We start from the raw sequence: 10,921 nt of genomic DNA on the forward strand, positions 1-10,921 counted from the left end.
CGTCCGGCTGGTGCCCTCAGCCTCGCGGGGCGGTCCGGAGGGCGGCAGTGTCTGTGGATACTGGCAGTGCGACTACCAGGGAAGGGGCGGGCGGGGGAATGGACGACGCGGAGACGCGGCGGAGCGCGCTGTCGAGCTTCCTGCGCAGCCGGCGTGCCCGGCTGACGCCGGAGGACGTCGGGATGGCGCCGGGGGTGCGGCGGCGCACTCCCGGGCTGCGGCGCGAGGAGTTGGCGCTGCTCGCGGGTGTCGGGGTGACCTGGTACACCTGGCTGGAGCAGGGGCGGGCGATCAACCCGTCGCCGGAGGTGCTGGCGAGCCTGGCCCGGACGTTGCGGCTGGACCGGGCGGAGACGGCGTACCTGTTCCGGTTGGCGGGGAGCCATCCGGGGGCGGCCGGAGCTCCCGGGGCGGTGGGGTCCGACGCGGCGGGAGACGTGCCGGCGCCGCTGCTGCGGCTGATGCACGCCCAGTGGCCGGCGCCGGCGTTCGTGATGGACGCGGACTGGGCCGTCCGGGCCTGGAATCCGGGCGCGGAGGCGCTGTTCGGGCTGTCCGGCCGGGAGCCGGAGGACTGCAACCTGGCCTGGGTGGTGTTCGCCAGCCCCCTGCACCGCGCCCGGACGGTGGACTGGGAGCACCATGCCCGCCGGACCCTGGCGCAGCTGCGCTCCGCCTATGCCGAGCGTGGCGGCGACGGTGCGCCGGCGGCGCGGCCGCTGGCCCGGTTGATCAGGCGGCTGCGGGCGGCGTACCCGGAGGCGGACCGCTGGCTGGACGAGCACCAGGTGCTGGAGCGCGCCGGGGCGGAGAAGGACCTGCTGCACGAGGAGTTGGGGATGCTGCGGATCGACCAGGTGGTGCTGCAGGCGTCCGGCGGGCTGCAGTTGGTGGTGCTGACGGCGCGTGACGCGGAGACCGGTGACCGCCTGCGTCGCCTCGCCCCGTCCGCCGTCCGGGCCTGACCGCCGCCCGGTCGTCCGGACGACCGCGATCGTTCCGCCGACGCCGGACACGGGATTCCGGCCGGGGTCACCTGGCTGCCGGGGGGAGTTGGAGAGACGTTCATCCGTTCACCCGCCCGGAATTCCGTCCTCGGGGTTCCTCCGGGAGGGGGACTGTCCTCATACGTCCGGAATTGCCTGTGTGCGAAGAGTCGGCGCCTCGGCCGTGAAGCTCGTCCGCTAAATAATGGTGATATGACAACCATGCAGCAGGACTTATGCTGACCGGGCTCACGACTTCTCCCCGTGTTCTTCGCTTGAGAAACAGGTCTGCTTGATGAAGTTGCCCAAGGTGTCCGCCGTCCTTGCCGCGGCTGCACTCGCTCCGACCGTCCTGTTCCCGTCGATGGCGTCCGCTGCCGAGCAGCCGAAGCCCGCCGGAGTCAGCGGTCCGGACACGGCGGCCGACACCACGGAGGACGGCGGCTCCCAGGAGGCGGCGGACCGGGCCGAGGTCCGGCGGATCCTGGCGGACAAGGACGCGGGTATCAGCGTCCACGAGGCCGCCGCGAAGGTCGTCGACGGCACGGCGGCCGAACTGCGTCAGTTCCTGGAGGTCGGTCTGCCGAACGCGCGGATCATCGACGACCGCGTCAAGGCCGCCCAGTTCCTCACCGTCGGCGGCCCTGCCGTGAAGGCGGCGGCCGAGGCGGCCCTCAGGACCGGCAGCCCCGAGGCGGTGCGCAAGTTCCTCACCGAGGGCCAGTTCGTGGCCCGCGCCGAGGACGACGACCGGGCCGAGGTCCGGCGGATCCTGGCGGACAAGGATGCGGGCATCAGCGTCCACGAGTTCGCCGCGAAGGTCGTCGACGGCACGGCGGCCGAGCTGCGTCAGTTCCTGGAGGTCGGCCTCCCGCGTGCGCGGTCCATCGACGACCTGGTCAAGACCGCCCAGATTCTCTACGCCGGCGGCCCTGCCGTGCAGGCGGCGGCCAACAAGGCCATGAGCTCCAACAGCCCCGAGGCGGTCCGCAAGTTCCTCGCCGAGGGTCAGCACACGGCCCGTGCCGAGGACGACCGGGCCGAGGTCCGGCGGATCCTGGCCGACAAGGACGCGGGTATCAGCGTCCACGAGGCCGCCGCGAAGGTCGTCGACGGCACGGCGGCCGAGCTGCGCCAGTTCATGGAGGTCGGCCTCCCGAACGCGCGGGCCGTCGACGACCGCGTCAAGGCCTTCCAGATCCTCGCCGTCGGTGGCCGTGCGGTGAAGGCGGCGGCCGAGGCGGCCCTCAGGACCGGCAGCCCCGAGGCGGTGCGCAAGTTCCTCACCGAGGGCCAGCACACGGCCCGCGCCGAGGACGACCGGGTCGAGATCCTCATCCTCATCGCCGACAAGGAGGTCGGCCCGCGCGTCTTCGCGGGGGCCCAGAAGGCCCTCGGCGGCACGCCCGCCGACCTGCGCCGCTTCCTTGAGGTCGACCTGGCGGGCCTGCGCGAGAGCGACAACCGCGTGAAGGTCTCCCAGATCCTGGAGACCGGCGGACCGGCCGCCAAGAAGGCCGCCGGGGCCGCCCTGGAGGGCAGCTACGCGGACGTCCTCGCGTTCCTCAAGGAGGGCTGGTCCAAGGCCCGCGCCGAGGACGAGGCGAACGCGGCCGCCGCCAAGCCGACCCCGCCGGCCCAGCAGCCGGACCAGGGGCAGAACGCCGGCGCCGGCCAGACCGTCCAGACCGCCAACGCCGCGGGCACCGTCGCGAACCCGGCCCCGGCCGTGGTGCCCGCCGTGGCGCTCGCGAAGGTCACCGGCACCACGGCGACCACCGGCAGCACGGCCGAGACCTCCGGCCGGCTCGCCGCCACCGGTGTGGACGAGGGTGTCCGCTGGGAGGCCGGCGGCGCCGCCGCGGCCGTCGCCGCCGGTGCGGCCCTGGTGGCCGTCTCCCGCCGCCGTCGCGCCGCCGAGTAGTCACATCGGCGCGACGACCGCAGCGTGACCAGGTGCCCCGCCCCCACGGTCGGGGCACCTGGCGTTCGGCACCGCGCCCCACGACCCGGGCGGGCCGGGCGAGAGCGGTGTGCGGGCCACCGTCAGATGCCGGGAACGGCGTCCTTCGGAACGGTGTGCCAGTTGGTGACCACCGGCTTGTCCACCTTGGTCGGACCGACCGGGAGGCTGACCGGGTCCGGGTCGGCCTTGCCGACGGCGACGATGACGTCGGTGAACTCGATCTCCTGGTTCCCCTTGGTGCTCTTGGGGTTGACGCCCGCGTACGCCACCTTGTCCCCGCCGAGGGTGATCGGCGCGCCGACGGCCTGCTCGGCGTTGGCGGCCTCGATACCGCCCGAGCCGAACGCGATGGTCGCGTGCGGGCCAGGGAGTGTGCAGCTGACGCCAGGCTTGGCCTTGGCGGTGATCAGGATGAACCCGCCGGCCTGGGACTCGGTCCTGGTGGTGAACGTGAGGTCCTTCGTGGCGCAGTTCTGCCCCGGGGAGCCGGACTTCGTCCCGGGCGCGGAGGCAGCGGCGGAGGCGGAGGTCGCGGTGGAGGCGGACGCACTGCCGGACGGCGAGGTCGCCTTCGAGGGCGCGGCGGCGGGGGCGGTCGTCGTGGCCGCCGCCGTGGCGGCGGCCGTGGCCACCGGGCTCGCCGCGGCGGAACCCCCGTCGCCGTTCTCCGGTCCGCAGGCGGTGGCGGCAGCGGCGAGCACCGCGACGGCGGCGGCAGTGAGGGCGAGGCGGCGCGTACGCATACGGGGCTCCCGGGTCGGTCCACCGGTGCGGTTCACCGGTGCGACCACCGTAGGTCCGGGCCGTTCACGGCCCGGTCCGCGCAATATCCCGATCCTGTCCCAGAAGCCGCGGAGCCCGGATGCAGGGCGGAAGGGGCCGGGGAGCCCGGACGCGTGGCCGACGCCCCGCTCCGGGGCCGGGCGACCCGTGACGCCCGCCGGTGAAACGGGTCGTCAACTCGGCCTCCTTGCGCGACGATGCCGTCATGACGACGCCGCTCCCGCTGCTTCTCCTCGACGTCGACGGGCCGTTGAACCCGTACGCCGCCAAGCCCCACCAGCGGCCTGCCGGGTACGGCACCCACCGCGTCAAGCCGGACTCGTGGGTGGCCCGGTTCCCGCAGCGGCCCGCCGAGCACGTCCGGCCGCTGCGCCTCTGGATCAACCCCGACCACGGCCCCGAACTCCTCTCCCTTCCGTACGAGTTGGTCTGGGCGACGACCTGGATGGCGGAGGCCAACACCTGGATCGCCCCGCTCCTCGGCCTGCCCGAACTCCCCTACGTCGCCTGGCCGCAGCTCCACCAGGAGGACCCGGACGGCCTGCACTGGAAGACCCGCGCACTGGTCGCGTGGGCCGCCGGCCGCCCGTTCGTCTGGGTGGACGACGAGCTGGGACCGCAGGACGCCGCGTGGATAGCCGACCACCACCCCGGACGGGCCCTCGCCCTCCACGTCGATCCGAAGCTCGGCCTGCGGGGCGGCGACTTCGCCACCCTCCGGGAGTGGGCGGCCGGCGTGTGAGCCGCGGACCGGCCGGAGCCGCGCGCCATCCGGGCCGCGGGTGCGGCCGGGTGCGGCCGGGTGCGGCCGGGGCGTGCCCGGAAGAACCCGGAGAAATTTCCGTCGGTGATGTCGAGAACCCGTGGCCGGCTCCGTCCCAGGGGCGGACGCGGCCACAATGGGTCGCACAGCACCGAGGAGAGACGTCATGGCCAAGTACCTGCTGCTCAAGCACTACCGCGGAGCTCCGGTCCCGGACGACTTCGTGTCCATGGAGCACTGGACGCCGGAGGAGATCTCGGCGCACGTGCAGTACATGCGCGACTTCGCGGCCCGCCTGGAGGAGTCCGGCGAGTTCGTCGACAGCCAGGCGCTCGCACCCGGGGGCGCATGGGTGCGCTACGACGGCGAGGGCCGCCCGCCGGTGACCGACGGCCCGTTCGCCGAGACGAAGGACCTCGTGGCCGGCTGGATGGTGATCGACGTCGACAGCTACGAGCGCGCCGTCGAACTGGCCGGTGAGCTGTCCGCAGCCCCCGGGGCGGGCGGGAAGCCGATCCACGAGTGGCTCGAACTGCGCCCCTTCCTGTCCGCGCCGCCGACCGTCACGGAGTGACCTCCCCGGTGGACGAGGACCTGCTCCGGAACCTCACCCCTGGCGTGCTCGCGATCCTCGTCCGGCGCGGAGCCGACTTCGCGGCGGCCGAGGACGCCGTGCAGGAGGCGCTGGTCGAGGCGGTCCGCGGCTGGCCCGCCCGGCCGCCGGCGGACCCGAAGGGCTGGCTGGTCACCGTGGCCTGGCGCAAGTTCCTCGACGCGACCCGGGCGGACACGGCCCGCCGCCGGCGGGAGGAACTCGTCGACGAGGAGCCGGAGCCGGGCCCGGCGCCGGCGCTGGACGACACGCTCCGGCTGTACTTCCTGTGCGCCCACCCGTCGCTGACGCCCTCGTCCGCGGTCGCGCTCACGTTGCGCGCCGTCGGCGGGCTCACCACCCGCCAGATCGCCCGGGCCTACCTGGTGCCCGAGGCGACCGTGGCGCAGCGCATCAGCCGGGCCAAGCGCACCGTCTCCGGCGTGCGGTTCGACCGGCCCGGGGACGTCGCCACCGTGCTGCGCGTCCTCTACCTGGTCTTCAACGAGGGCTACTCCGGGGACGTCGACCTCGCCGCCGAGGCGATCCGGCTCACGCGGCAGCTCGGGGCCCGGATCGATCACCCCGAGGTGGCGGGTCTGCTCGCGCTGATGCTGCTCCACCACGCGCGGCGTGCCGGCCGGACCGCACCCGACGGCAGCCTGGTGCCGCTCGCCGAGCAGGACCGCGCCCGGTGGGACACCGGGGCGATCGCCGAGGGCGTCGCGATCCTCCAGACGGCCCTGGCCCGGGACCGGCTGGGCGAGTTCCAGGCCCAGGCCGCCATCGCGGCACTCCACGCCGACGCGCCCACGGCCGGAGAGACGGACTGGGTGCAGATCGTCGGGTGGTACGACGAGCTCGTGCGCCTGACCGACAGCCCGGTCGTCCGGTTGAACCGCGCGGTGGCCGTCGGCGAGGCCGACGGGCCGCGCGCCGGTCTGGCGGCCCTCGCGGAGCTGGACGACTCCCTGCCCCGCCGCACGGCGGTGGCCGCGTACCTCCGCGAGCGGGACGGTGACCTGGCGACGGCGGCGCGGCTTTACGCCGAGGCGGCCCGGGAGGCGCCCGACCTCGCCGAACGCGACCACCTGACCCGTCGGGCCGCCCGGCTCAACGCCCGCCTGCGTCGCTGACGGGACGCTCCCCGGGTGCCTCGCGGGTGCCTCCCGGGTGCCCGCGGGTGATTCCGCGCGTACCCGGGGACACCCCGGAGGCAGGACGAGGACGAGGACGAGGGCGCGGCCCGGCCGGCGGCCGGTGGGCGGCGGTACCGGTCAGTTGAACTGGCCGGGCCGGTAGTCGCCGGCCGGCGTCTTGAGCAGGACGTTCGCGCGGTTGAAGGCGTTGATGATCGCGATGGCGCCGACGAGGGCGGCGAGCTGCTCCTCGTCGTAGTGCTTGGCGGCGTTCTCCCAGACCTCGTCCGGGACGCCGCCGGCCGCGTCGGCGATGCGGGTGGCCTCCTCGGTCAGCTCCAGCGCCGCGCGCTCGGCCTCGGTGAACACCGTGGCCTCCCGCCACACCGCGACGAGGTTGAGGCGCTCCGCGGACTCCCCGGCGTGCACGGCGTCCTTGAAGTGCATGTCGGTGCAGAAGGCGCAGCTGTTGATCTGGCTGGCGCGGAGCTTCACCAGCTCCTGGGTCGTGGCGGGGAGGGTCGAGTCCTCCAGCACCTTGCCCGCGGCGATGATGTGCTTGAAGACCTTGCCGAGGACCGGGCTGGTGAAGGGGTTGAGGCGGGCTTCCATGGTGTTCTCCGTTGCCGTCGTCTGTCGGGACACACCTTTGACGGGACAGCCCGGCGGGTTGTGACACGCGCCCGTTGTGACGGTGGTCACTCCCCGCCGGCGGGCCCGGCGGGCGACGCCGCGCGGGCCGGCGCGTCCGGGGGGAGACTGCGAAGCATGGGACAGCGTGATGTTTCGGTGGCGCGCGAGATGGCGGCCCCGGCGGACCGGGTCTGGCGGTCGATGACCGACCTGGAGTCGATGCCGCAGGTGCTGAGCGGCGTCGACTCGGTGGAGGTCCTCACGCCGGGCCCGTTCGGCGTGGGGACGCGCTGGCGGGAGACCCGGCGGATGCTGGGCAAGTCGGCCACCGAGGAGATGTGGGTGACGGTGTGCGACGCCCCGGTCCGGTACGTCGCGGAGGCGGACAACGCGGGGATGCACTACGTGTCGGAGTTCCGGCTCGTGGAGCGCACGCCCGGGCGGACGACCGTGACGATGACCTTCTCGGCCCGGCCCCGGCACGGCGACAAGCTGCCGTTCCTGGCGCGGCTGCTGGGCGGGATCGGCGCCAAGGCGGCGGCGAAGGCGATCGCCAAGGACCTGGCGGACGTGGCGGCCTCGGTGGAACGCACGCCCGGGGGCGGACCGGACCGGTAGTCGCCCGCCACGGCCCCCGCCCGCCCGCCCGCCCGCTCGCGCCCGCCTCCGCCCGCCCGCTCGCGCTCGCGACCCGATCACTGCCCGGACGCCGCTCCGCTCGGCCGCCGGCCCAGAGCCAGGTCAGCGCCCGGTCAGTGCCCGGTCACCGCTTCGAGTGCCGCTTCGAGTGCCGCGAGGAACCGGTCCGTGGTCGGCTCGTCCCGGACGGCGATGCGCAGCCAGTCCGGGCCGAGGCCGGGGAAGGTGTCGCCCCGGCGGACGGCGAAGCCGCGCTCGCGCAGCGCGGTCCGGACGGTGTCGGCCCCGGGCAGTTCGATCAGGACGAACGACGCCGCCGGCTCGCCGTGTACCCGGACGGCGGGCAGGGCGGAGAGGCCCTTGAGCAGGTGGTCGCGCCGGAGGGCCAGTTCGTGCGACGCCTCCTCGGCCTCCGCGAGGGCGGCCGGGGTGGAGCAGACCTCGGCGGCGGCCAGGGCGGGGGTGGAGACCGGCCAGAGCGGCTGGGCGGCGGCGAGGCCGGCGATCAGCGGGGCCGGACCGAGCGCGTATCCGATCCGCAGGCCGGCCAGGCCCCAGGTCTTGGTGAGGCTGCGGAGGACGACCACCCGGCCGGGCAGCTCGCGGGCCGACGAGGCCAGGGACTCGGTCTCGCCGGGCACGGTGTCCATGAACGCCTCGTCGATCACCAGGGTGCGTCCGGGGCGGGCGAGGGCGGCGACGGCGGCGGCCGGGTGGAGGACGGACGTCGGGTTGGTGGGGTTGCCGAGCACGACCAGGTCGGCGGCCTCGGGGACGGCGTCCGGAGTGAGCCGGAAGCCGTCGGCGGGGGAGAGCAGGACGCGGTGCACGGCGTGTCCGGCATCCCGTAGCGCGGCTTCCGGCTCGGTGAACTGCGGGTGCACGACGACGATGTGACGCGCCGTCAGGGTGCGGGCCAGCAGGACGAACGCCTCGGCGGCGCCCGAGGTGAGCAGCACCTCGTCGACCGGGCGGCCGTGCCGGGCGGCGACGGCGGCATGCGCGGACGTGCCGTCGGGGTAGGCGGCGAGGTCGGCGAGGGTGGCGGCCAGGTGCTCGCGCAGCCACTGCGGGGGCGTGCCGGTGCGGACGTTGACGGCGAGGTCGACCAGGTCGGGTCCGGCGGCGCGCACCTCGGCGTCCCCGTGGTGGCGGAGATCGGGTTCGGCGGCCTCGGCGGCCTCGGCGGCTCCGGCGGGGGAGGGCTCGGCGAGGGAGGGTTCGGCGGCGGAGGGGGTGTGCGGCCCGGGGGTGGAGCCGGATGTGGGGGTCATGGGCGTATCTCCTGCGGGGGCTGGCGGGGGAGCGGGGTGGCGCGGCAGGCGGGCTACGGCGACCGTCGCGGCCGGGGACTTCCGCTTGGGCACGACGAGTTCCCCGCCGGGCGCGCTCGCCAGTGCTGCCGCCTCGGCCACGCCGGCCGTACCCACCGCCGCGCCGACGACGGCGGACGGGTGCGGTACGGAGACGGTCGCCAGGGCGTCGGCCGGGTGTTCGGCGACCGGGACGCCGAGTGCGGCGGCGGCCCGGCGGACGGCCGGGTGGGCGGCCTTGCCGGTGAGGGTGGCGATCAGGGCGACGGGCGTGCCGGGCGGTCCGGCCTCGGCCAGTGCCCGGTGGATCAGTCCGAGCAGCTCCGCCGCCGTGGCCGAGCCGCGCGCGCCCACGCCGACGACGAGGGCTCCCGGCCCGGCGGCCGTGACTCCCGGGCGTGCCTCTCCGGCGGCAGGCGCGTCGGGCACGTGCGCGCCCGCGTCCGGCGCGCACGCCCCCGCGCACGCGCAGGCAGGCGCGCAGGAGGGCGGCTCCGCGCGCGCCCCGGAAGCACCCACGCCCGAACCGTTCCCGACCGGACCGCTCACGACCGGCTCACGTCCATCTCACGCCCTGCTCACGTCCGACTTCTCCGCGTCATCCGCCCGACACCCGTCCGCCGGCCGCTGGGAGCCGATCCGGGGCGGCGCGGGCCGATCCGGGCCCCGTGCGGGCCGGCGACGGTCCGCGACCACCCGTGGCGGTCGGTGAACGTCCGGCCGTCGGCGGCCCGAACGCCCACGTCAGGGCGATGGGGGCTGCGGAAATCCCACCACGGCCGTCACGGACGGGTCAATCGGCGGGGCTGTGACCTGCGCTTGACCTTCGGTTGTGGGGCGCGATCGCTGTTCGCCTGCTCTTCATGTCGCGGCCGGAGCCCGCGCCACCGTCCCGCTCCTACTGTTTGCGGCGCTCAGGCCCGGTGATTTCCCATCGGGTATTCCCCGCCGGTCCCCCTCGCGGCCGGGCCACCTCCCCGGCCCGGCCGCCCCCGACGCACGGAGGACACCCATGTCCGAGACGCCCCGGACTCCCGAGACGCTTGTCATGAACGCAACCCACGGGAGATCCCGTCGCCGCACCCTGACCGCCCTGGGCGCCGGCCTCGGCCTGGTCGCCGGCTCCCTCGGCCTCTGGGTCGCCACCGGGACGGCCGCGCACGCCGCCGCCCTCCCGGCCCCGGACCACGTGGTGGTCGTCGTCCTGGAGAACCACGCCTACTCGCAGATCATCGGCAGCTCCGGCGCGCCGTACATCAACAACACCCTGAAGGCCGGCGGCGCCAACCTGACCCAGTCGTTCGGGCTCACCCACCCCAGCGAGCCCAACTACTACCAGCTGTTCTCCGGCTCCAACCAGGGCCGCACGGACGACAGCTGCGTGCCGGTCGGCTCGATCAACAAGGCCAACCTCGCCTCCGAGCTGATCGCCGCCGGCAAGACCTGGGGCAGCTACAACGAGGGCCTGCCGAGCCAGGGCTCGACCGTCTGCTCCAGCGGCAAGTACGCGCAGAAGCACAACCCGTGGTTCGGCTTCAGCAACGTGCCGACCAACACCGCCTACACGATGACGCAGTTCCCGACGAACTTCGCGAGCCTGCCGAAGGTCTCCTTCGTCGTGCCGGACCTCTGCAACGACATGCACGACTGCTCGGTCTCGACCGGCGACACCTGGATCAAGAACAAGCTCGGCGCCTACGCCACCTGGGCCAAGAGCAACAACAGCATCCTCGTCGTCACCTTCGACGAGGACAACCGCCTCTCCGGCAACCGCATCCCCACCATCTTCTACGGCGCCCACGTCACCCCGGGCTCCTCGACCGCCACCACCTACAACCACTACAGCGTGCTGCGCACGCTGGAGGACCTCGCCGGGCTGACCACCCACGCGGGCAACGCCGCCACCGCCGCCACCATCACCGGCATCTGGAACTGACACCCGTGTACGTCGCGGACTCCCGCAGCTCCAAGGCCCCCGTCGCCCCGGCCGCCACCCGGCCGGGGGGGCGGGAGGCCGCCGCCGACACCGCCACCCACAACCCCACCCGCCCCGCCACCCGCCCGGCCCCCCGGACCGACACCCCCCCAGCCGCCCACAAAAAGGAAA

General features: G+C 74.6%; 10 protein-coding genes. 7 read left to right on the plus strand and 3 right to left on the minus strand.

The window, feature by feature from the left end; all coding sequences use genetic code 11:
• The first annotated feature begins 98 nt into the window (after positions 1–98).
• Both ABZY91_RS05425 and ABZY91_RS05430 read left to right on the plus strand, forming a co-directional pair.
• Complete coding sequence (locus ABZY91_RS05425; RefSeq protein ID WP_355399886.1) at positions 99–965, plus strand: helix-turn-helix transcriptional regulator; 867 nt, start codon at positions 99–101, stop codon at positions 963–965.
• 316 nt (positions 966–1,281) lie between these two features.
• Positions 1,282–2,910, plus strand: coding sequence for an ALF repeat-containing protein (locus ABZY91_RS05430; protein ID WP_355399888.1), 1,629 nt, complete (start codon positions 1,282–1,284; stop codon positions 2,908–2,910).
• A 122-nt stretch (positions 2,911–3,032) separates the two neighbouring features.
• On the opposite strand, the gene ABZY91_RS05435 is transcribed toward ABZY91_RS05430, so the two are convergent.
• The gene (locus tag ABZY91_RS05435) at positions 3,033–3,695 is read right to left on the minus strand and encodes a hypothetical protein (protein WP_355399890.1); all 663 of its coding nucleotides are present in this window, start codon (positions 3,693–3,695) and stop codon (positions 3,033–3,035) included.
• A 245-nt stretch (positions 3,696–3,940) separates the two neighbouring features.
• Here ABZY91_RS05435 and ABZY91_RS05440 point away from each other — a divergent pair, with 245 nt between their 5' ends.
• The 3 genes from ABZY91_RS05440 to ABZY91_RS05450 all read left to right on the plus strand — a co-directional run bounded on the left by ABZY91_RS05440 (position 3,941) and on the right by ABZY91_RS05450 (position 6,226).
• Complete coding sequence (locus tag ABZY91_RS05440) at positions 3,941–4,477, plus strand: hypothetical protein (protein ID WP_355399892.1); 537 nt, start codon at positions 3,941–3,943, stop codon at positions 4,475–4,477.
• A 187-nt stretch (positions 4,478–4,664) separates the two neighbouring features.
• Positions 4,665–5,072 (plus strand): YciI family protein, encoded by a 408-nt coding sequence (locus tag ABZY91_RS05445; RefSeq protein WP_329948673.1) that lies wholly within the window; start codon positions 4,665–4,667, stop codon positions 5,070–5,072.
• Between the two features lie 8 nt (positions 5,073–5,080).
• Entirely contained in the window at positions 5,081–6,226 is a 1,146-nt protein-coding gene (locus ABZY91_RS05450; RefSeq protein ID WP_355399943.1) for a DUF6596 domain-containing protein, read from the plus strand.
• A gap of 141 nt (positions 6,227–6,367) precedes the next feature.
• Here ABZY91_RS05450 and ABZY91_RS05455 read toward each other — a convergent pair whose 3' ends face one another.
• Entirely contained in the window at positions 6,368–6,841 is a 474-nt protein-coding gene (locus ABZY91_RS05455; RefSeq protein ID WP_329880745.1) for a carboxymuconolactone decarboxylase family protein, read from the minus strand.
• Positions 6,842–6,997: 156 nt separating this feature from the next.
• Between ABZY91_RS05455 and ABZY91_RS05460 the strand changes: the two genes are divergently transcribed.
• Positions 6,998–7,480, plus strand: coding sequence for an SRPBCC family protein (locus tag ABZY91_RS05460; protein ID WP_329948674.1), 483 nt, complete (start codon positions 6,998–7,000; stop codon positions 7,478–7,480).
• A 134-nt stretch (positions 7,481–7,614) separates the two neighbouring features.
• On the opposite strand, the gene cobC is transcribed toward ABZY91_RS05460, so the two are convergent.
• Positions 7,615–9,243, minus strand: a complete 1,629-nt coding sequence (gene cobC / locus ABZY91_RS05465) for an Rv2231c family pyridoxal phosphate-dependent protein CobC (RefSeq protein ID WP_355399895.1) — start codon at positions 9,241–9,243, stop codon at positions 7,615–7,617.
• A 619-nt stretch (positions 9,244–9,862) separates the two neighbouring features.
• Here cobC and ABZY91_RS05470 point away from each other — a divergent pair.
• A complete protein-coding gene (locus ABZY91_RS05470; protein ID WP_355399897.1) occupies positions 9,863–10,750 on the plus strand; it encodes an alkaline phosphatase family protein in 888 nt (295 codons plus the stop codon).
• Positions 10,751–10,921: the final 171 nt, after the last annotated feature.

This window comes from Kitasatospora sp. NPDC002965, assembly GCF_040611255.1.
Taxonomy (GTDB): Bacteria; Actinomycetota; Actinomycetes; order Streptomycetales; family Streptomycetaceae; genus Kitasatospora.